This is a genomic window from Microbispora sp. NPDC049125 (genome assembly GCF_040802045.1).
In the GTDB taxonomy this organism is placed as follows: domain Bacteria; phylum Actinomycetota; class Actinomycetes; order Streptosporangiales; family Streptosporangiaceae; genus Microbispora.
In genome coordinates this window covers 18,224-38,968 of record NZ_JBEZDW010000004.1, presented here as the reverse complement: position 1 = coordinate 38,968, position 20,745 = coordinate 18,224, and the positions used below count along the sequence as shown (strand labels likewise).

The 20,745-nt window shown below is 73.3% G+C and carries 18 protein-coding genes; 11 read left to right on the top strand and 7 right to left on the bottom strand.

What is annotated here, in order from left to right; translation table 11 throughout:
• Positions 1-63: 63 nt before the first annotated feature.
• The 3 genes from AB0B72_RS06020 to AB0B72_RS06010 are packed head-to-tail and all read right to left on the bottom strand — an operon-like array spanning position 64 to position 3,211.
• Entirely contained in the window at positions 64-1,020 is a 957-nt protein-coding gene (locus AB0B72_RS06020; RefSeq protein WP_367737225.1) for a MurR/RpiR family transcriptional regulator, read from the bottom strand.
• A gap of 32 nt (positions 1,021-1,052) precedes the next feature.
• Positions 1,053-2,324 (bottom strand): isoprenylcysteine carboxylmethyltransferase family protein, encoded by a 1,272-nt coding sequence (locus AB0B72_RS06015; protein ID WP_367737224.1) that lies wholly within the window; start codon positions 2,322-2,324, stop codon positions 1,053-1,055.
• Positions 2,321-3,211, bottom strand: a complete 891-nt coding sequence (locus AB0B72_RS06010; RefSeq protein WP_367737223.1) for a hypothetical protein — start codon at positions 3,209-3,211, stop codon at positions 2,321-2,323. Before AB0B72_RS06010 ends, AB0B72_RS06015 begins: the two co-directional genes overlap by 4 nt.
• 81 nt (positions 3,212-3,292) lie before the next feature.
• Here AB0B72_RS06010 and AB0B72_RS06005 point away from each other — a divergent pair, with 81 nt between their 5' ends.
• The 5 genes from AB0B72_RS06005 to AB0B72_RS05985 all read left to right on the top strand — a co-directional run bounded on the left by AB0B72_RS06005 (position 3,293) and on the right by AB0B72_RS05985 (position 8,878).
• Positions 3,293-3,919, top strand: coding sequence for a TetR/AcrR family transcriptional regulator (locus AB0B72_RS06005; RefSeq protein WP_367737222.1), 627 nt, complete (start codon positions 3,293-3,295; stop codon positions 3,917-3,919).
• 258 nt (positions 3,920-4,177) lie between these two features.
• Positions 4,178-5,230 (top strand): sugar ABC transporter substrate-binding protein, encoded by a 1,053-nt coding sequence (locus AB0B72_RS06000; RefSeq protein WP_367737220.1) that lies wholly within the window; start codon positions 4,178-4,180, stop codon positions 5,228-5,230.
• Complete coding sequence (locus AB0B72_RS05995) at positions 5,227-6,702, top strand: sugar ABC transporter ATP-binding protein (RefSeq protein WP_367737219.1); 1,476 nt, start codon at positions 5,227-5,229, stop codon at positions 6,700-6,702. Before AB0B72_RS06000 ends, AB0B72_RS05995 begins: the two co-directional genes overlap by 4 nt.
• Positions 6,699-7,700, top strand: coding sequence for an ABC transporter permease (locus tag AB0B72_RS05990; protein ID WP_367737217.1), 1,002 nt, complete (start codon positions 6,699-6,701; stop codon positions 7,698-7,700). The genes AB0B72_RS05995 and AB0B72_RS05990 overlap by 4 nt, the downstream gene beginning before the upstream one ends.
• Positions 7,701-7,768: 68 nt before the next feature.
• Positions 7,769-8,878, top strand: coding sequence for an MBL fold metallo-hydrolase (locus AB0B72_RS05985; protein WP_367737216.1), 1,110 nt, complete (start codon positions 7,769-7,771; stop codon positions 8,876-8,878).
• Positions 8,879-8,890: 12 nt separating this feature from the next.
• Here AB0B72_RS05985 and AB0B72_RS05980 read toward each other — a convergent pair whose 3' ends face one another.
• Together AB0B72_RS05980 and AB0B72_RS05975 are read right to left on the bottom strand one after the other, a co-directional pair.
• Complete coding sequence (locus AB0B72_RS05980; protein ID WP_367737215.1) at positions 8,891-9,547, bottom strand: response regulator; 657 nt, start codon at positions 9,545-9,547, stop codon at positions 8,891-8,893.
• Positions 9,544-10,692 (bottom strand): sensor histidine kinase, encoded by a 1,149-nt coding sequence (locus tag AB0B72_RS05975; RefSeq protein ID WP_367737214.1) that lies wholly within the window; start codon positions 10,690-10,692, stop codon positions 9,544-9,546. The genes AB0B72_RS05980 and AB0B72_RS05975 overlap by 4 nt, the downstream gene beginning before the upstream one ends.
• Positions 10,693-11,035: 343 nt before the next feature.
• On the opposite strand from AB0B72_RS05975, the gene AB0B72_RS05970 reads away from it, so the two are divergent.
• The 3 genes from AB0B72_RS05970 to AB0B72_RS05960 are packed head-to-tail and all read left to right on the top strand — an operon-like array spanning position 11,036 to position 13,860.
• On the top strand, positions 11,036-12,010 hold the full coding sequence (locus tag AB0B72_RS05970; RefSeq protein WP_367737213.1) for a DUF418 domain-containing protein: 975 nt from the start codon (positions 11,036-11,038) through the stop codon (positions 12,008-12,010).
• Positions 12,011-12,058: 48 nt separating this feature from the next.
• Positions 12,059-13,066: an ATP-binding cassette domain-containing protein gene (locus tag AB0B72_RS05965; RefSeq protein ID WP_367737212.1), complete on the top strand. Its 1,008-nt coding sequence runs from the start codon at positions 12,059-12,061 to the stop codon at positions 13,064-13,066.
• The gene (locus AB0B72_RS05960) at positions 13,063-13,860 is read left to right on the top strand and encodes an ABC transporter permease (protein ID WP_367737211.1); all 798 of its coding nucleotides are present in this window, start codon (positions 13,063-13,065) and stop codon (positions 13,858-13,860) included. The genes AB0B72_RS05965 and AB0B72_RS05960 overlap by 4 nt, the downstream gene beginning before the upstream one ends.
• Positions 13,861-13,904: 44 nt before the next feature.
• On the opposite strand, the gene AB0B72_RS05955 is transcribed toward AB0B72_RS05960, so the two are convergent.
• Positions 13,905-17,285 carry a BTAD domain-containing putative transcriptional regulator gene (locus tag AB0B72_RS05955; protein ID WP_367737210.1) on the bottom strand — a complete coding sequence of 1,127 codons (3,381 nt, stop codon included), beginning with the start codon at positions 17,283-17,285 and terminating at the stop codon, positions 13,905-13,907.
• A 129-nt stretch (positions 17,286-17,414) separates the two neighbouring features.
• On the opposite strand from AB0B72_RS05955, the gene AB0B72_RS05950 reads away from it, so the two are divergent.
• From AB0B72_RS05950 to AB0B72_RS05940, 3 genes are all read left to right on the top strand, one after another.
• A complete protein-coding gene (locus AB0B72_RS05950; RefSeq protein ID WP_367737208.1) occupies positions 17,415-17,786 on the top strand; it encodes a hypothetical protein in 372 nt (123 codons plus the stop codon).
• Positions 17,787-17,880: 94 nt separating this feature from the next.
• Positions 17,881-18,555, top strand: a complete 675-nt coding sequence (locus tag AB0B72_RS05945; protein ID WP_367737207.1) for a DUF6766 family protein — start codon at positions 17,881-17,883, stop codon at positions 18,553-18,555.
• 127 nt (positions 18,556-18,682) lie between these two features.
• Positions 18,683-19,882 carry a hypothetical protein gene (locus AB0B72_RS05940; protein ID WP_367737206.1) on the top strand — a complete coding sequence of 400 codons (1,200 nt, stop codon included), beginning with the start codon at positions 18,683-18,685 and terminating at the stop codon, positions 19,880-19,882.
• 55 nt (positions 19,883-19,937) lie between these two features.
• Here AB0B72_RS05940 and AB0B72_RS05935 read toward each other — a convergent pair whose 3' ends face one another.
• Positions 19,938-20,546, bottom strand: coding sequence for a hemerythrin domain-containing protein (locus AB0B72_RS05935; protein WP_367737205.1), 609 nt, complete (start codon positions 20,544-20,546; stop codon positions 19,938-19,940).
• Positions 20,547-20,745: the final 199 nt, after the last annotated feature.

Below are 20,745 nucleotides of genomic sequence, written 5' to 3'. Positions count from 1 at the left end.
GCCCCTCCTTCGATGGATGCGTCCATTCATCGGTATCGCGTATGAATACTTTCAGTCAATGCGCTATCCGAGGAAGAGGCCCCGGCGAGCCGCCGACAGCTCGAAGGCCTCCAGGCGGGACTGCGCTCCCGGCAGCTCGTCGCACATGCGCTCGAGCAGCACCCGGCCGAGCAGCATGGGCGCGCACGCCGTGTCGAAGACCAGGCCGGTGCCGACGGCGGCGGTGAGCAGCACATCGGACAGCGTGCCCAGCTCCCCGCCCGTCTCCCCGGAGGTCTGTCCATTCGGTAGCCCGGCCACGTCGGGGTTCACCGGCTCAGCCAGGCTGTCGGCGACGGTCACCACGCTGAGCCCGGCGTCCTTCGCCGTGGTGAGCGCGGAGACCAGCTCGGCCGGATGGCGCGGCAGCGCGAAGCACAGCAGCGCGGTCGCCCCCGCCGTGGCGGCCTGCTCGATCCGGTCGTCCAGCATCGAGCCGCCCTCGTCGAGCAGCCGCACATCGGGGTGGACCTTCGCGGCGAAATAGGCGAACCCCGCCGCCTGCGCGGCGGCGGCGCGCAGGCCCAGCACCGGCAACGGCCGTGAGGCCGCCAGCAGCCGGGCGGCCCGCGCCACCGGCTCGGGGTCGGCCAGCAGCCCGGCGAGGCTCCGCAGATTCTCGATCTCGGCCAGCACGGCCCGCTGCAGCTCGTTCGGCGGGGCCCCTGTACGCGGCGGATGCCACGGATTTCCCGCCGGATCGTGCGCCGGGCCTCCCGCGGAGCCCGCCGGTGGCGCGGTCACGCCGACCTCTCGCAGCCGCCGCCGCAGCCCCGGATAGCCGTCGAATCCCAGCGCGGTGGCGAACCGGGTCACCGACGGCTGGCTGACGCCCGCCAGCTCGGCGACCTCCACGCTCGACAGGAAGGGCGCCTCGGCGGCGTGCTGGACCAGGCAGTGGGCGATCCGGCGCTGCGCCGGCGTCAGCCGGCGGCCCTCGAACAGCCGCAGCAGGCGTGATCCGGCGTCGTCTGTCCTCATCGGTCTCCTCGCGGCCCGGTTTCTGCATAAGTTCATTCATCCGGAAGTCTGCACGCGCCCTCCGAAGGCGGCAAGCCCGCCCGGGAGGGAACAGGACGGGGGCCGCCCCCGAGCGCGTCGACGCAGAGCTGGGCGGACCAGGCCACGCCCGGCAGCAGCAGCGTCCAGCCCGCGATCGCCCAGCCGAGATGCAGATGCGAGGCCGCGTGCGCGAGCGCCGCCACGCCCTGGGCGCGTACGCCGTCCGAGCGCTCGTAGGTCATCCGCCGCAGGCCGCCGGGGTGGTCCTCGGCGGGCAGAACGCGCAGCCCCACCGGGCGGCGCCGGGCGATCCACTCCCCCACCGGGCGGCACTGCTCGCAGGTCACCGAGACGTGGACGACGGCCTCCGGCATCACCGGCGAGGGCCGCAGGCGCGGCAGCCAGGGCCGCACCCGCCGCCGGTAGCCCGTCCACGCCTCGCCGTGCCGGGCGGTGAGCTGCTCTCCCTCGTGCCATGCCGCGAGCCCCGCGCCGTACGCGACCACCGTGGCCGCGCCCAGCAGGAAGCGGGCGTCCAGCACGCCGAGGAGCGCGTACGCGGCCGCCATCGAGACCTGCATGGGGTTGCGGACATAGGCGTACGGCCCGCCCGTCACCAGCCGCCCCGGAGGGTCGTACGGCAACGGGGTGCCGCCTCCCGCCGTGGCGAACTCCCGCACCGCCGCGAGGCCCAGCGTCAGCGGCACGGCGAGGACCTGCGCGGCCAGGCCGAGCACCCAGCCCGGCTGCCGCCACACCTGCGTGAGCGTCACCGGCAGCGCCAGCATCAGCCCTCCCGCGAGCACCGCCTGGAGGGCGGCCCGCTGGGGCAGCCTGCGGCTCTCCCGCGTCCATCGCGCGAGCAGCAGCCCGGGGATCAGGGCCAGTCCCGCCGCGAGGGCCTCGCCGTACAGCCATCTCTCCCCGAGGCGCACGACCGGGCCGGCGATCGGCATGAGCGCCAGATCGGCCCAGACGAGCGCGGCGGCCGTCAGCGGGACCGGCAGTCGGCGCGCGGCGTGGGCGGGCAGCGCGCCCCACAGCAGCGCCCACCCGAGCAGGAGGTCGGCCGGGACTCCGGCGACGACCGCCCCCTCCGCGTGGAAGGACCACCAGCCGGCGCGGAGCGCGACGGCGTTCACAGCGGCGAGGGCCGCCAGGTTCCAGGCCGTCGCCAGGATCATCGCGGCGACCTCCCGCTCGGCGGGCCGCCGTACGGCCGCCGCGACCCAGACCGCCGCGAGCGGCGCGAACAGGGCGACGCCCCGGATGAGCGCGATCACGAGGTGAACGTCCCGGCGAGGTAGCCGGCCGCCTCCGACAGGGCGTACCGCTGGAGCGGGCCGAAGTACCACCCCGGGTCGAAGGTGCGGCGATAGCGCAGCGTCACCTCCAGCCGGCGCCCCCGCCAGCGGAACTCGGCCTCGCGCAGATCGAGCCACCGGGCGAGGGTGGTGTCGCGCTCCACCCGGAACACCGCCCATCCGGGGCCGCGCCCGGCCACCCGGAGCGTCATGGTCCGCGCTTCCAGCGGGGCGCCGATGCCGAGCGACCGGCGCGGCGTGAACGTGACCGTCCTCGTGTCGCCCACCGCGAGTCCCCGCCCTTCGGCCCTGACCGGCCGGGGGAAGCCCAGTCTCAGCAGCGGCGATCCGACCGGGCCGAGGGACGGAGGCGCGGCCAGCGCGTCCTCCGGGTCCACCGCGCGCGCCGCCGTCCGGGAGGCCGTCACCTCGCCCTCGCGTGGCAGCGAGATCCCCGGAACGGCGCCCTCCGCGGCGACGCCCAACAGGAGCGGGGCGACCAGCACCAGGGCCTGCGACCGCCCGGAGCCGCCCCGCATCCAGTCGACGGCCAGCGCCACGAAGAGGCCGACGAGGTAGAAGAGGGGCGCCGCCATCAGCAGGCACACCACGCCCTCGCCCAGCAGCGGCCCGGCCAGGCACAGCCCGATCGTCACCGTGGCCATGGTGAGCCCGACGGTGGTCCGGGGCCTGGCCGTGGCCGTGACCGTCAGCGCGATGACCGCCGGGATCCCCACATAGAAGAGCGCCGTCTGGTCCAGCCGGCCCGCGTCCAGCGCCCGATAGAGCACGTACGCGGCGAACAGCCCGGCGAGAAGCGCGGCCAGCGTCAGCCGCGCCCGCGACGGCTCATGTGGATCCTCCATGCCCGCCCTCCATTGACCGATCGGTTTAATCGACTGATTAAACCGTATGATGAGAGGCACGTCCGATGTCAAGGGGGTTCGATGGCCGGCAGGCAGCAGCCGGGCGAGGAGACGCGTGAGCGGCTCATCGAGGCGGCGGCCGAGACGCTGCGCACCGAGGGGTACGCCGGCACGAGCGCACGAGTGATCGCCAGGGCCGCGGGGGTCAACTCGGCGCTCGTCTTCTACCACTTCGGCGGCGTCGACCCCCTCCTGCTGGCCGCCCTGGACCGGTCGTCCGAGCAGCGCATGCGCACATACGAGGAGGCTCTCGCGGGGGTGCGGACGCTGGAGGAGCTCGTCGAGGCGGCCAACGGGATCTACCGGGCCGACATCGAGGGCGGCCACATCACCCTCTTCTCCGAGCTGGTCGGCGCGGGCATCGCCCGCCCGGAGCTGCGGGCGGAGATCGTGAAGCGCGCCGAGCCGTGGATCGACTTCGTGGAGCGCACGGTGGAGCGCGTCATCGGCGGCTCACCGCTGGCCAGGCTCCTCCCGCCGCGCGAGCTGGCGTACGCCGCGATCACGTTCTACCTGGGCGTGAACCTGTTCACGCACCTCGACGCCGACCGCACGCGCACCGACGCGGTGTTCGGCCTGGCGGCCCGCCTCGCGCCGCGGGCCAGGCTCCTCACCATGCGCCTGCCCCGCCGCCACGAGAAGGGCTGACATCCGATGGTTCGCCCCACATGAACAGGCCGCCGCAGGAGAGACCAGCACGTCGGCTCGTGCGCCTCGGGACACCTCTCGCGGGATAGGTCCTAGGTATCCGCGTCGAAACCCTTCCCGGGCAGGCAGATCATCCTTACCTCGCCGCCCGGAGATCCTACATATCGATCCTGTTGCGCCTGCTGTGAGAGTTGTTGACGCGCGAGGACGGAGGGCGTTATACATCGGATCATTACTGAGACATTGCGGAGGCGGCAGATGAAATCTCGCATTCCCGCTGGTGCGGCGGCCGGGCTGGCGGTGGCGCTGTCGCTGGCCGCGTGCAGCTCTACCGACACCGGACCCAGCACGGCGACCAACGCGGCGAGCGGAGCGGCAGGAGGGAAGGTCGGCATCGACCACCCCCGGGCCGACACCGACTTCTGGAACAGCTACATCAAGTACGTGCCCGAGATGGCGCAGCAGCTCGGCGTCGACCTGCTTCCCGCGACCAACTCGCAGAACGACGTGCAGAAGCTGGTGTCCAACACCAACGCGCTCGTCGGTCAGGGCGCCAAGGCCATCGTCATGGCCCCCCAGGACACCGGTGCGATCGCCTCCACCCTGGAGCAGCTCGCCGGCAAGAAGATCCCCGTCGTCTCCGTGGACACCCGCCCCGACAAGGGCCCGGTCTACATGGTCGTCCGCGCCGACAACCGGGCGTACGGGCAGAAGGCGTGTGAGTTCCTCGGCGACAAGCTCGCCGGCAAGGGCGAGGTCGTCCAGCTCATGGGCTCGCTGTCGTCGGTCAACGGCCGCGACCGCGCCGAGGCGTTCCGCGAGTGCATGAAGAGCAAGTTCTCCGGCATCACGGTCTACGAGGCGCCGACCGAGTGGGACGGCGGCAAGGCCGCCTCGATGCTGCAGACCTTGCTGCAGCAGCACCCGGGCATCAAGGGCATCTACATGCACGCCGGCGGCGCCCACCTCGCGCCGACCCTCCAGGTCCTGAAGTCGAAGAACCTGATCGTCCCCCCGACCGACCCCAAGCACATCTTCGTGGTCTCCAACGACGGCATCCCCCAGGAGCTGGCCGCGATCCGGGCCGGCGAGATCGACGCGACGGTGTCCCAGCCCGCCGACGCGTACGCGAAGTACGCCCTCTTCTACGCGAAGGCCGCCCTTGAGGGCAAGACCTTCAAGCCGGGCCCCACCGACCACGACAGCACCATCATCCAGCTTCCCAACGGCCTCGAGGACCAGCTTCCCGCTCCCCTGGTGACCAAGGAGAACGTGGACGACAAGGCGCTGTGGGGCAACCAGATCAAATGACAGCCGTCGAGGCGCTTGACGTCACCAAGAGATTCGGCGCGACGGTCGCCCTCGCCGGCGCGGGCATCCGCGTCGACGAGGGCAGGACCCACGCGCTCGTAGGGCGCAACGGCGCCGGCAAGTCGACGCTGGTCTCGATCCTCACCGGGCTCGCCCGCCCGGATGAGGGCTCGGTCCTGTTCGACGGCGAGCCCGCCCCTCCGCTCGCCGACCGGGACGCCTGGCGGCGGCGGGTCGCCTGCGTCTACCAGAGATCCACCATCATCCCGGCGCTCAGCGTCGCGGAGAACCTGTTCCTGAACCGTCAGTCGGACAGTGGCCCCATCCGGTGGCGGCAGCTGCGGCAGCGGTCCCGGGAGGTGCTCGAAAGGTACGGCGTGGACGTCCCGGCCGACCGCCTCGCCGGCGACCTCACGGTCGAGCAGCGCCAGCTCGTGGAGATCGCGCGGGCGCTGTCGGGCGGGGCGAGGTTCATCATCCTCGACGAGCCCACCGCGCAGCTCGACGGCCCGGCGATCCAGCGGCTGTTCACCCGGATGCGGGCGCTCAGGGAGCAGGGCGTCACAATGCTGTTCATCTCCCACCACCTCGAAGAGGTGTACGAGGTGTGCGACGACGTGACGGTCTTCCGTGACGCCCGGCACGTGGTCACCCGGCCGGTGGCGGAGCTGCCGCAGGGCGAGCTCGTCGCGGCGATGACCGGCGAGGCCGTCTCGCTGGGCGGGCGCTCCGACCGGCCGGCCCCGGCCGAGGACGTCGTTCTCCAGGCCGAGGGGCTGACGCTGCCCGGCCATTACGAGGACGTCGACCTGCGCGTACGCCGGGGCGAGGTGCTCGGCCTGGCCGGGTCGGGCAGCAGCGGCAAGGTCTCGCTGGCGGAGACCCTCGCGGGCCTGCGCCGCGCGGCCGCGGGGACGGTCGCCATCGACGGCGTGCGGCCCCGGCCGGGCGACGTCCCCGCGGCGCTGGAGGCAGGTCTCGGCTTCCTCCCCCAGGACCGCGGCAAGGAGGGGTTCGTCCCTCTCCTGGCGCTGTCGGAGAACGTCACACTGCCGGTCGCGCACAGGCTCGGCAGCTACGGAACGGTCTCGTCCTCCCGGCAGCGGGAGTACGCGAACAAAATGATCAAGGAACTGGACATCCACGCGAGCGGCCCGGGCCAGCCGGTCGGCGAGCTGTCCGGCGGCAACGCGCAGAAGGCCGTCATGGCCCGCGCCCTGTCCAACTCCCCCAAGGCGCTGGTCGTCGTCGACCCCACGGCCGGCGTGGACGTGCGGGCCAAGGAGGCGCTGCTCGGCGCCATCGAGGACGCGGCACGCGGCGGCTCGGGAGCCCTGGTGGTGTCCGACGATCTCGACGACCTCCGGGTCTGCGACCGGGTGCTGGTGATGTTCCACGGCCGCGTCGTACGGGACCTGCCGCGCGGCTGGACGGACCAGGAACTGGTGGCCCTCATGGAAGGCATGGCATGACGGAGCAGAGCGAGCGGATGAGGTTCGCGCCGGTCTCACTGAAGCTCGGGCGGTTCAGAGATCTGACCCTGGTCCCGGTGATCGTCGTCCTGCTGGCCGCGGGCGCGACGGTGAGCCCGACGTTCCTGACCGGCGAGAACCTGGTCAACGTGCTGCAGCAGCAGAGCGCGCTCGCTCTGGTGGTCCTGGCCGAGACGCTCATCCTGGTGACGGGCAAGTTCGACCTGTCGCTGGAGTCGACCGTGGGCCTGGCGCCCGCCCTCGCGGTGATGCTCGTCATCCCCACGTCGGCGGGCGGATTCGGCATCGGGCTGCCGTCCTTCCTGGCGATCCCGCTGTGCCTGCTGATCGGCGCGCTCACCGGGGCGCTGAACGGGTTCCTCATCCTGCGCTTCCAGCTGTCCGCGTTCGTCGTCACGCTGGCGATGCTGATCGTGGTCCGCGGGCTGCAGCTCGGCTTCACCGGCGGCAAGAGCCTGTTCCAGCTCCCCGAGTCGTTCACCTATCTCGGCAGCGCGAACTGGCTCGGCATCCCGGCATCGATCTGGATCACCGGCGTGCTGTTCGCCGCGGGCATCGTGGCGCTCGGCTACTTCCGGGTGGGCCGGGCCCTGTACGCCATCGGCGGCAACGACGACGCGGCCCGCGCCGCGGGCGTGCGCGTCAACCGGGTCGTGTGGGGCGTGTTCATCATCGGCAGCACGCTGGCGGCCCTCGCGGGGCTGCTCACCACCGGCTGGCTGGGCTCGATCAGCGCCAACCAGGGCAACGGGTGGATCTTCATGGTGTTCGCGGCGGCCGTCATCGGCGGCGTCAGCCTGGACGGCGGCAAGGGCACGGTCTTCGGCGCCCTCACCGGTGTCCTGGTCATCGGGCTCGTGGAGAACATCCTCACCCTCAAGGGCGTGCCCGGCGAGTGGAAGCAGCTCGTTTACGGCGTGATCATCCTGGTCGCCCTGATGATCAGCCGTCTCGCCGGAGGCAAGGCGCAGGACTGACGCGGCCCGGCGCGCGCTCCGGCGTGACCGCCTAGTCTGAACCGCAGGATCCAGCAAGGAGAATGCCGTTGAAGACTGGTGGACATGGCCGGAGCGCGGGGCTCGCCGCAGGGGCGCTCGCGCTCGCCGCACTGGGATGGGTGTCGCGGGACGTCCCGGCCGCCCTCGGCGCCAAGCCGGCCGGCGACCGGGCCGCACGGGTGCGCGGGTCGAGACAGTTCAGCGACGGGGCGTTCCGCAACGAGACGCCGGCTTCCGTGATCCCTCCCGGCACCGGCCGCAAGGTCGCCGGTGAGCTGCTGCTGGAGCGGAGCAGAAGGAAGCCGCGCCTCCCGGTGCCCCTCGCCGTCCCCTCCCCCGCGTCGGGGAGCGACCTCGAAGCCGTCTGGTACGGCCACTCGTCCGCCCTCGTCGAGATCGAGGGGCGGCGCGTGCTGCTCGACCCGGTGTGGAGCGACCGCTGCTCCCCCTCGGCCCTGGTGGGCCCCCGGCGCCTGCACCCGCCGCCCGTTCCGCTGCACGACCTGCCCGAGGTCGACGCCGTCGTGATCTCGCACGACCACTACGACCATCTGGACATGGCCACCGTACGCGTGCTCACCCGCACCCAGTCGGCGCCGTTCGTCGTGCCGCTGGGCGTCGGCGCCCACCTTGAGCGGTGGAAGGTGCCCGCCTCCCGCATCGTGGAGCTCGACTGGGAGGAGGAGGTGACGGTCGGCGGCGTGCGCCTGACCGCGACCGCGGCGCGCCACTTCTCCGGCCGGGGCTTCGAGCGCGACCAGACGCTCTGGGCCTCCTGGGTGATCGCGGGCGAGCGGCGGCGGGTCTTCTACACGGGCGACTCCGGCTACTTCGACGGCTACGCCGCCATCGGCGAGGCGCACGGGCCGTTCGACCTGTCGATGATCCAGATCGGCGCGTACAGCGAGGGCTGGCCGGACATCCACATGACGCCGGAGGAGGCGATCAGCGCACACCTCGACCTGCGGGCCGGCCTGCTGCTGCCGGTGCACTGGGGCACGTTCACCCTCTCCACCCACGCCTGGGGCGACCCCGTCGACCGGCTGTGGAGCGAGGCCAAGGCGCGCGGCGTCCGCCTCGTCGTCCCCCGTCCCGGCGAGCGGGTCACGGTGGACGACCCGCCGCCCGTCGACGGCTGGTGGCAGACGATCGCCTGACGGCCTGGGGCGCTACACCGTCCCCGCGAGGCGGCTCTCCCACGCCCAGGCGGCGATCTCGACCCGGTTACGCACCCCGAGCTTCGCCTGGATGCCCGAGATGTGGCTCTTGACCGTGCTCAGCGAGATGAACAGCTCGGCGGCGATCTCCTGGTTGGTGCGGCCTCTGGCGATGGCCCGGACGACCTCGGTCTCCCGGTCCGACAGCGGCCGCGCCGGCTCGCGGGCGGCCGGCGCCCCGGCCGCCGTGAGGTGACGCAGCAGCCGCAGCGTGAGCGACGGCGAGACCAGGGCGTCGCCCACGCTGGCGGCCCGGACGGCCTCGACCAGCAGGACGGGGCCCGCGTCCTTCAGGACGAAGCCCACCGCCCCGCCACGCAGCGCGCCGTGGACGTACTCGTCGAGGTCGAAGGTGGTGACCACCACCACCCGGAGCGGGTCGGCGACGCCCGGGCCGGCCAGGGCGCGGGTGACTTCGATGCCGTCGAGGCGAGGCATCCGGATGTCCACCAGGCACACGTCCGGCCGCAGCCGCCGGGCGAGGCCGACGGCCTCGACGCCGTCCGCGGCCTCCGCGATCACGCTGATGTCGGGCTGGTCCTCCAGGATGAGCCGCAGGCCGCCGCGGACCATCGCCTGGTCGTCGGCGATCAGGACCCTGATGGTCATCGGCGCTCCTTCCCGGGGACGGGCAGAGTGGCGAGCACGGACCAGCCCGCCCCGGGGCGCGGGCCGGCGCGCAGCGTGCCGCCGAGGGCCTCCAGGCGTTCGCGCATCCCGACCAGGCCGTAGCCGCCGCCGCGGTGGTGCCGGGCCGGGCCCTGCGGGGCGTCGTCGGCGACCTCGACAGTGACGGCGCCTCCATCCTGGACGACGCTCACCGTCACCGACCGGGCGCGCCGGGCGTGGCGGGCGATGTTGGTCAGCGACTCCTGCACCACCCGGTAGACGGTGCTGGTCACCTCCGCGGGCCAGGCCGGTTCGCCCTCGGGAAGCCGCAGGTGCACCGCACGGCCATGCCCCTCGAAGCGCCTGACCAGTTCGCTGAGCCGTTCGGGCCCGGAGGTGGCGGGGGCCCCGTCACCGGTGTCGCGCAGCAGGCCGACCACGCGGCGCATCGCCGCCAGCGCCTCGGAGCCGGCCGCCTCGATTCCCGCGAGGGAGCCCTCCAGCCTCTCCGGCCGCTTGCGGGCGACCAGTTGGGCCGCCTGGGCCTGGATCACGATGCCGGTGATGTGGTGGGCGACCACGTCGTGCAGTTCCCTGGCCAGCTCCAGGCGTTCATCCCGGCGCACCCGGTCGGCGACGGCCCGTCTGCGGGCGTCGAGCAGCCGGGGGCCCAGCCCGGCGGCGACGGCGGCGAGCCACCCCGCGCCGTTCAGCACCACCACCCCGCGCACGCCGGATGAGGCGGAGGCGCTGAGCAGGCTGCCGGCGACCACGGCGAGACCTCCGGCGGCGACGGCGCAGGCCTGCCGGGCCGGAAGCGTCCTGACCGCGGAGCCGACGAGCACCCACAGGGCCACCGCCATGGCGAGACCCGGCTCCGCCGGCAGGTGGGCGGACCGGGCGATCAGGATGGCCGCCGCGGCGACGGCGAGACCCGCGGCCGCCGCCCGCGCCCGGCCGCGCCGGCGCAACAGGGCGATCAGGCACACCGCCGCCCCGGCGGCGCAGTCGAACCGCCAGTAGCCGCCACCCCAGCTCCGCGCGATCTGAACCGCCTGGAAGGCGAGCGCCGCCGCGAACACGGCGGCGAGGCCTGCGTCGGCCACGATCCGGGCGCCCCGGGCCAGCCACTCGCGAGCATTCACGCCGCTCAGGCTACGAGATCCCCGCCGGACGCCGGAACCGGCCGAAAGTACGGTCCCGGCGGCGCGAGCCGTGCTTTCGGCCGATGCCGGGAACGGGCCGCCGCGCGCAGGATGGGGTCCCATGCCACACGGAGATCTTCCCTCTCACGCTGAGAGCCGCGAGCCCGATCAGGCGGCCCGGCGGCCGCCGGGCTCAGCCCCGTCCGCGCATCCGTCAGGCCGGGCTCATCGGGCCGACCGGACGCGACCGGACCGGCCTGTCCATCACCCGCTCGGAACCGGCGGCGAGACAGGGCCCGCGACGACCTCCGCCGGCCGGCCGCGCATCGCCGCACTCGACGTGGTGCGCGGTTTCGCGCTGTGCGGAATCCTGCTGGCCAACGTCCAGCCGATCGCCAACATGGGCCGCGTCGTCGTCGAGCTTTCACCGGTTAGCCTGGACGACGCGGACGCCTGGCTGGGGCTGTTCGTCGGGCAACGCTTCTTCCCGATCTTCTCCCTGCTGTTCGGCGTCGGGTTCTCCCTGCTGCTCGGCTCCGCGGCGGACCGCGCCGCGCGCCCGCGGCTGCTCCTGCTGCGCCGGCTCCTCGCGCTGCTCGCGGTCGGCCTGGCGCACTACGTGCTGCTGTGGCAGGGCGACATCCTGACCGTCTACGCCGTCGTCGGCCTGGTGGTGCTGCTGCCCTCGACCTGGTTGCCGCGGTGGGCCGTGGCCGGCCTCGCCGCCGCGCTCATCCCGGCGGCGGCGCTCTTCTTCGGCGGCTTCCTCACGCTGGTCCCCGGGCTGTTCCTGCTGGGGTCCGCACTGGTCAGGTACGGGGTGATCGACCGGATCGAGCGGTCCACCCGGATGCCGGCCGTCCTGGGCCTGATCCTCGCGGCGGGGGCCGTACCCGCCGTGTGGTGGCAGGTACGGGCGCAAGGAGGCGACGTGGGGGGCGCGGACTTCGGCCGGTCGATGTCCGTGGCCGGGTTGCTGCTCGCGGGGGTGTACATATGCGTCCTGCTCGTCCTGCTGAGGACTCCGCTGCGACCGGCGCTGCGGGCCGTCTTCACGCCGCTGGGCCGGATGGCGCTGACCAACTACCTGACCGCCACGCTCCTCGTCCTGGGGGTCACCCGGTTCCTCGACGGCCCGCCGCACAGCTGGTCGGCTGCGAGGGTGCTGCTGATCGCCGGCGCCATCCTCGCGGTCCAGTGGCTGTGGTCCACCCTCTGGCTGCGCCGCTGCCGCCAGGGCCCTGTCGAATGGCTGTGGCGCTGGGCCACCTGGGCGCGCCGCCCGCCCCTGAGCCGTACGCCTGAGCACGTGGCGTGACAGCGCCGTGTGCGAGCGATGTCAGCGCGGGCCGCCACTGTGGGCGTCATGAATTCGACGACGTACGCGATCCGGGCCGAGGGCCTGGTGAAGCGATATGGGAGCACGACCGCGCTCGACGGGGTCGACCTCGCCGTGCGGCAGGGCACGGTGTTCGGGCTGCTCGGGCCGAACGGCGCCGGCAAGACGACGGTCGTGCGCGTCCTCGCCACCCTGCTGCGCCCTGACGGGGGCACGGCGCACGTCGGGGGCTTCGACGTCGCACGGCGTCCCGAGAAGGTCAGGGAGCTGATCGGGCTGACCGGGCAGTTCTCCGCGGTCGACGAGGACCTCACCGGGCACGAGAACCTCATGATCGTCGCCCGGCTGCTCGGCCTGTCGCGGCCGGACGCGCGTGGCCGCGTCCGGGAGCTGCTCACCCGCTTCGGCCTCGCGGAGGCCGCCCGGCGCACGGTGAAGACCTACTCCGGGGGGATGCGCCGCCGGCTGGACCTGGCCGCCAGCCTCATCGGCCGTCCCCGGATGCTGTTCCTCGACGAGCCGACCACGGGGCTCGATCCGCGCGCCAGGGGGGACGTGTGGGACCTGGTGCGCGACATGGTCGCCGGCGGGACGAGCGTGCTGCTCACCACCCAGTACCTGGAGGAGGCGGACCGGCTCGCGGACGAGGTGGTGGTGATCGACCACGGCCGGGTCGTCGCCACCGGCACCCCCGACGGCCTCAAGGCCAAGGTGGGCGGCCAGACCCTCGACGTACGCCCGGCGGATCGGACGGCGGCGGGCGCGGTGGCCGCGATCGTCGCGGAGGCGGCGGGCACCGCGCCGGTCCGTGACGGGGCCGACGGGGTGGTCTCGGTGCCGGTGGAGGCCGGGAGATCCGGTACGGAGGTGCTGACCGCGGTCGCGCGGCGGCTCGACGCGGAGGGCATCGCCGTGAACGAGCTGGGGCTGCGGCTGGCCGGCCTGGACGAGACGTTCCTGTCGCTGACGGGCACGCCGCCGGTCGCGCCCGTCCCGGCGGGCCGCGGCGGCGAGGACGACAGGAAGAGCCGATGACCGCGCCGGAGCCGGCCGCCCGCCGTCCCGCCGCCCCCGTGCGGGTCGCACGGGAGGGCCTCACCCTCGCCTGGAGGAGCATCCTCAAGATCAGGCACTCGCCCGACCAGCTTCTCGACCTCTCCCTGATGCCGATCACCTTCGTGGTGCTGTTCACCTTCCTGTTCGGCAACGCGGTGTCCGGGGACTGGCACGCCTACCTGCAGTTCGTCCTGCCGGGTGTGGCGGTGCAGGCGCTGGTGTTCGCCTCGATGAACACGGCGATCGGCTTCAACTCGGACCTGCGGTCGGGCGTCTTCGACAGGTTGCGCAGCCTGCCGATCTCACGGGCCGCGCCGCTGATCGGGCGCGTCCTCGGCGACGTCGTCAGGAACGTGGTCTCCCTCGCCATGGTCTTCGCCGTCGGCGCCGTCCTGGGGTTCCGCGCCCACGCCGGCCTCCTCGCGATCCTGGCCGCCTGCGGGCTGATCCTGGCCTTCTCGCTGTCGATGTGCTGGATGGCGGCGCTGGCCGGGCTGCTGGCGAGGAGCCCGGAGAGCATGGGCGGGTTCGTCTTCATCACGGTGGTCCCGCTCACCTTCGGGAGCAACGTCTTCGTGCCGACCGAGAAGCTCCCCGGCTGGCTGCAGGCGTGGGTGAAGATCAACCCGGTGTCGCGGCTGTCGGAGGCGGCTCGCGCCCTGATGACCCGCATGCCGGTCGGCGGCAGTGTCCGTGACTCCCTGCTGTGGACGGCGGCCATCCTGGCGGTGTTCGCGCCGCTCGCGATCATGGTCTACCGCCGCAAGGCCTGAGGCCGTCCCAACCGGGGGCGCCGGGGGCCCTCGGCCCCCGGGAGTCACCGATCCCGGAGGGCGGCCAGCGCCGCGTCGGTGCCGAGCCGGGCCGTCGCGGCGTAGGCGGCGGCGTGGGCGGCCTCCCCGAGCGTCGCCCGTGCCGCCGCCTCGGCCCGCAGCACGTCGGGGCTTCCCCGGTCGGGGACCCCGCGCACCGCCGCGGCGAGCCCGAGCAGGCCGGCGGCCTCGCCCGTCTCGCCCTCGGCGACCGCCAGGGCGGCGAGCCCCTCCGCCACGCCGGCGACGGCGGACCGGTCTCCCGCCTCCTGGGCGGCAGCGAGGCCTTCCCGCAGGCGGGACCGTGCGGCGTCGAGGTCGCCGTCGGCGATCTCGACCCGGCCGAGGCTGAGCAGGGCGCGCGCCCGGAGCTGCGGAGGTGCGCCGCTCACCCCGTCGAGGTCGCCCAGGGCGCCGGCCAGCAGGGATCGCGCCACGGTGAGATCGCCGCCGGCGCGCGCCAGCTCGCCCAGCCCGGCGCGGGCCGAGGCGGTGATCGCGGCGGAGCGGCACGCCAGCCCCTCCGCCTCGGCCTCCTCCAGGTCGGCCCGGGCGGCGACGAGGTCGCCCATGCGCACGCGCTCCAGCGCCAGATCGATGAGCATCCACGGGACGTCGCCCTCGGATCCGAGCATCCGGATGAACGTCACCGCCTGCCCCATGGCGGCCACCGCGGCGGCGTGGTCGCCGCCGAGACTGTGGCAGCTGCCCAGGGAGCTCACCGCCGCCGCCATGCCCCAGCGGTCGCCCACCGCCGCGAATCCGTCCCTGGCCGCGGTCAGGTCGGCGGCCGCCTCGGCCGCGCCGCCGAACGCCGCCAGCGCCAGCCCGCGGAACAGCCGGGCCGCCGCCGCCAGCCAGGGGTCGTCGCTGTCCGCCAGGCCGGCCAGGTGCCGCAGCGCCGCCGAGTCGTCGGCCTCACTGTGGTCCGGGTGCATGCGGACCAGCACGTCCATGAGCATGATCATCGGGTCCGTCAGGTGTGCGGCTCCGGCGAGGCGGTGAGCGTGCGCCGCCGACCACAGGGCGGCCCCGCTGTCCCGGATCGCGAAGTGATGCATCGCATGATAGGCGTACGCCCGTGCGACGGCCCGGTGGGAAACCGGCCCGCTCCCGTCCAGGCCGGGCAGTGCGAGCGCCTCCCGGAGCCAGGAGGCCGCCTCGTCGTGGGTGTTGTGCAGGTTCCAGAACCAGCCGAGTGCCGCGGTCAGCCGGACGGCCGTCTCCGCGTCGGCCGAGTCGATCGCCCAGCGCAGGGCGGCGGCCAGCTCGCCCCGCTCGCGGGCCAGCCACTTCAGCCACTCCAGCTGGTCCGCCGTACGGAGTGCGGGGTCGGCCGTCTCCGCCCTGTCCAGGAAGAACGCCGCGTGGGCCCGCCGCACCCTCCCGGCCTCACCGGAACCGGCCAGCGCCGCCGCCGCGTACGCCCTGATCGTGTCGAGCATGCGATAGCGGGGCGGGGCCCCCGGCGTCTCGAGGAGCACCACGAGGGACTTGTCCACCAGCGCGCCAAGGGTCCGCAGGACGTCCTCCGGGGGCAGCACCACCCGCCCGTCCTCCCCCTTCGCCGTGCCGGCGCACACCGCCTCCGCCGTTTCCGGGGTGGCGCCCGCGGCGAAGACCGCGAGCCGGCGGGCCAGTGCCCGCTCCGCCTCGGTCAGCAGGTCCCAGCTCCACTCGACCACGGCCAGCAGCGTCTGGTGCCGGGGCAGGGCCGTACGGCTGCCTCCGGTGAGCAGGCGGAAACGGTCCCCGAGCCGCGTGACGATCTCCTCGACGGGCAGCGTGCGAAGGCGCGCGCAGGCCAGCTCGATGGCGAGGGGCAGGCCGTCCAGCCGCCGGCACGCCTCGGCGACGGCGGGGAGGTTGGCCGCGGTGAGTGAGAACCCCGGGCGGACGGCGGCGGCCCGGTCGGCGAACAGGCGCACGGCGGGGAAGGTGAGCGCCTCCTCCAGGGGCACTCCCGGCGGGGGGACCCGCAACGGGCCGACGGAATGGAGCACCTCACCCGTGATCGCCAGAGGCTCGCGGGACGTGGCGAGGACCCGGACCCCCGGGCACCGGCCCGCGACCACGTCGGCGAGCCACGCGCACGCGTCGATCAGGTGCTCGCAGTTGTCGAGCACGATCAGCGTCCGCCGGTCGCGCAGCGCCTCCGCGATCTGCTCGATCCTGTCGTGCGGCGGCCGCGGAGGAGGCCCGCCGCCGTGCCGCGCGTCTCCCCGGTCTCCCGGGCTTCCCGAGGTTTCCCAGGTTTGCGAGGTTTCCGGCGCCGCCGGGTCCTCCGCTCCCGGAGCCGCGACGCCCGGCGCTTCTCGCGGGTCCACGCGGGACTCGTTCTCCCGCAGGCCCAGTGCGGCGGAGACGGCCGCCGGGACCTGGGCGGGATCCCGCACCCCGGCCAGCTCGACCAGCCAGACGCCGTCACGTACGTGACCGGCCCGGCGGGAGGCCACCTCGACCGCGAGCCGGGTCTTGCCCGCGCCTCCAGGGCCGACCAGCGTCACCAGCCGTGCCTCGTCCAGCAACCGGCCGACGCGCTCGGCCTCCTCGTCCCTCCCGACGAAGCTCGTCAGCGGAGTGCGCAGGTTCGTGCGGGGACCGGCGCGTCTGGAGGACGGGCCGGCCTCGCCCCGCAGGATCGCCACGTGCAGCGCGCGCAGGGCCGGTGAGGGATCGGCGCCCAGCGTCTCGGCGAGCGTCCGGCGCAGGTCGTCGAAGGCGGCCAGCGCCTCCGCGGGCCGCCCGGCCGCGCACAGCGCCCGCATCCGCGACTCCCACAACCGCTCACGCAGCGGATGTTCGGTGGTCAGCTCCTCCAGCTCGGCGACCAGCTCGCCGGCCTTCCCCAGCGCCAGCCTCGCCTCGGCGAGATCCTCCACGGCGCGCAGCCTCATCTCCGCGAGCCGTGACACGGCCGCGGACGCGAACTCCGCCGCGCGGAGCCCGGTCATCGGAGGCCCCCGCCACAGTCGCAGCGCCTCGGCGAACCGTCCCGCCGCCGTGGCGAGGCCGTCGAGGGCCGGCGCCTCCCCGGCCGGCGTCCACGCCGCCCGTCCCTCCGCGATCAGCCTCTCGAACCGCCCGGCGTCGATGTGGTCCTCGGGGACGGCCAGCCGGTAGCCCGCCGGCAGCGACTCCACGAGCGCCGCGTCGGCCGCCGGCAGGGCGCGGCGGAGCCGGGAGACGAGCGACTGCAGCGCGTTGGCGGCTCCTCCGGGCGGCTCGCCACCCCAGATGGCGTCGATGAGCGCGTCCGCCGTCACCGGACGCCCGTGGGAAAGGGCCAGCCGCGCCAGGAGCGTGCGAAGCCTGACGCCGGTGATCTCGACGAGGTGGCCGGCGTCGTCTCGGACCTCCAGAGGGCCCAGCAGCGCGATCCGCACGCGGCCAGGGTCTCACGGTTGAGGGATCTACCCGTACAGATCACCATGGAAGGACCGGCGGCGTCCGCCCAGGTGGCAGAGGGGGCGTCTTCGCTGGTTTCACTGCCGTCCCTGGGGTAGACGCAGGTCATGGGCAAGCGAGCGATGACGGTCGTCTGCCTCGCGGTCACCGTCGCCGGATGCGCGCGGGCCGGGGACGAGCCGGCGGCGCGGACGGCTGAGCGGTTCTTCGCCGCCGTCGCGCAGGGACAGGGCGACCGGGCGTGCGCGCTGCTGTCGCCGCGTACGGCCGAGAGCGTCGACGACTGCGCCGGGGACATCGAGTCCAAGGGCCTGCGTGGTGGCGCGGTGGGGGACGTCGAGGTGTACGGCGACGAGGCACAGGTGCGGATGGGCGGGGACACCGTCTTCCTGCACCGCTTCCCCGACGGCTGGCGCGTGCGGGCGGCGGGCTGTGCCCCGCGGCCCGGCCTGCCGTACGACTGCCAGGTGAGCTCATGAACGGCGCCCGCACCCTCTACGTGGTCCTCCTGGGGGTCATCGCGCTCGGCCTGGCGTACGTCGTCGTCCTCGGTCTGATGCGGAGGTAGCGCAGGTGAGGCGTCTCATCCGGGACAACGCCCTCGGTCTGGTCTTCCTGGCGCTGTTCCTGCTCAGCCTCGCCGGGCAGTCGATCTCCGGCGTGGCGGCGTTCAACGAGGAGCAGCTGGCCGGTGGCGGCTCCCCCGTCTCGTGGGCGGCGTACGTCACCTCGTCGTCCTTCGCCGTGGACGTCGCGGAGAACTGGCAGTCGGAGTACCTCCAGTTCCTCCTCTACATCATGCTCACGGTGTGGCTGGTCCAGCGCGGCTCGCCGGAGTCGAAGAAGGTGGGCGAGGAGGGCCCACAATCCGACGCCGAGCAGAAGGTCGGCCCCCACGCCGGCGAGGACTCACCGAGATGGGCGAAGGCGACCGATTGGCGGCAGACCCTCTTCGGCCACTCGCTCGGGATCGTCATGGGCGTGATCTTCGTGCTGTCCTGGCTGGCCCAGTCGATCGCGGGCGTGGCCGCGTACGACGCCGAGCAGCTCACCCGGCTGGAGGACCCGATCGGCTGGAGCCGGTACGTCCTGTCGGCCGACTTCTGGAACCGGACGCTGCAGAACTGGCAGTCGGAGTTCCTCGCGGTCGCCTCGATGGTGCTGCTCGCCGTCTTCCTGAGGGAGCGTGGGTCGTCCCAGTCGAAGAAGGTCGGCGACCCGCACGCCGCCACGACCTCGGCCGACTGACGCCGACGCACCCCTAGGTGCAGATCCGGTCAAACCTATCCGACCTGGGCGAATATCAATCGATGCGGAGGTTTGCCGTTCTCCGGCGGCTGGGTAGGCCCTGCCGAGTCGCGGGGAAGGAGCAGCCATGACGTTCGATCCTCTGCGGGAGCGGGGCGTCCCGCTCGACCGCCAGCTGCGGAACTGGCGCGAGCTGAACGTCGCCCCGATCGACCCCGACCGCGCCGATCCCTACACCCGCTGCCGGATCATCACGATGAACGGCATCGAGATGGAGGCGATCGGCTTCAGCCACCACTTCGCGCGCCGGTGCCGGGAGCCCGAGGTGAGGCAGCGCCTGGCGGAGGTGCGGTACATCGAGGCGCAGCAGCAGAAGGTGGTGAACTGGCTGCTGCCGGGGCTGGCGTCGGTGCTGGAGACGACGATCGCCTATGAGCAGGTGGCGGTGGACCTGACCGCGTGGGTGGCGCGGATGGAGCCCGACCCGTACCTGAAGCAGGCCTACCAGTTCGGCGTGCTGGAGGACTTCGATCATCTGTACCGGTACGCCAACCTGTACGAGATGATCGAGCACCGGCGGGCCGAGAAGATCGTAGACCGGCTGACCGAGGTGATGCCGGGCCGGCCGACCAAGATGCATCACCGCCATCCGGTCGACAACGTGCGTGAGCCGTACGACCGTGAGGCGGCGGCGCCGATCTCGAAGCTGCACGCGTTGACGATCATGTCGGCGGAGCAGCAGACGATGAACTTCTACATGAACGTCGGGCCGACGTACATGGAGCCGATCGCCCGGCGGCTGTACCAGGAGATCGGGCTGATCGAAGAGGAGCACGTCACGCATTACGAGTCGCTGGTCGACCCGGGGGAGACGTGGTGGGAGCAGCTGGTCAACCATGAGTACAACGAGTGTTACCTGTATCACTCGTTCATGGAGACCGAGTCCGATCCGAAGGTGAAGGCGATCTGGGAGCTTCATCTGAACATGGAGCTGGAGCACCTGCGGATCGCGGCCGAGCTGATGCGCCGCTACGACGGGCGTGAGCCGGAGCAGGTGGTGGCCCCCCGGCTGCCGGCGCCGGTGACCTTCGAGCCGAACAAGGGCTACCTGCGGGAGCTGATCGCCACCCAGATCGACTACACCACCCTGGGCACCGGCTACGTCCAGGAAGCCCACGAACGCTTCCAGCGGTGGCAGGAGCAGATCCACGGCGGCGAGGAGCCCCCCAGCGAGACCGTCATCGAGGACAACCGCGCCGTGTCGGGCGAGGAGTACCGCCTGGAGACCGAGGGCACGCACCCGCTGTACAGCCTGCGGACCCACTGACCGGCTCACGCCGCACGGCCCCGGGCCTCATGGGGCCCAGGCCGTACGGCGTCTCTCAGGCACCCCCCTCAGGCGTCCCTGAGGCGTGCCTGCCCGCCGCCTTGCGGATCAGGTCGCGGGCCCGGTCGACGATCGCGGCGGGCGGGCCGAACAGGAGGTTCCTGGTGGCCGACTCCACCCCCGGGTGCGGGTGGGTCGGCGCCACGGCCTCGGCCGCCCGGACCCCGAGGGCCATGGCCCTGCGCTCGGCGGCGGACGTGCGGGCCTTGAGCCGGGCGAACTCGTACCGCTCCTCGGCCCGGGCGTGCGCGAGCACGGCGAGCCGCAGCGAGTCCAGGCGCGCCGCGAAGTCGGGATGGCCGGGGCCCTCCCGGTCGAGCTGCGCGAGCAGCTGTTTGGCCTCGTTCTCCTCGCGCAGCCGGTCGGCCACCACGCCCTCGCCGCCGTCGATCCTGCGCCGCGCGTAGGGGTGGACGACCTCCTCCTCCGCCGTCTCATGGACGGCCAGCAGCCGCACCAGCCGGTGGAACGGCTCACGCCGCTCGCCGGGCGCGGCCCGCTCCACCTCGTCGAACAGGTCCCTGATCATCCCGTGCTGGTGGATGAGCAGGTCGATGACGTCGGGCTCCTTCATCATCTCGGGAACGCGGTGCACATCGGTCATCGCCCTCTCCCTTCGGACGCGATCCCCGGCTCGCTCCGGAGCCCGCGAGGCAGGAGCGCCCCACCCTGAGATCACCGCCCCCATAAACCGACATATCCGACAAATATGCCCTCGCAGGCCGGGTCGTACCAGGTAGAGGAGGGATGGCGCGGACGGCCTCCCGCGGCACGCCCGCGTGAGCAGGCCGAGGCCCGTGCCC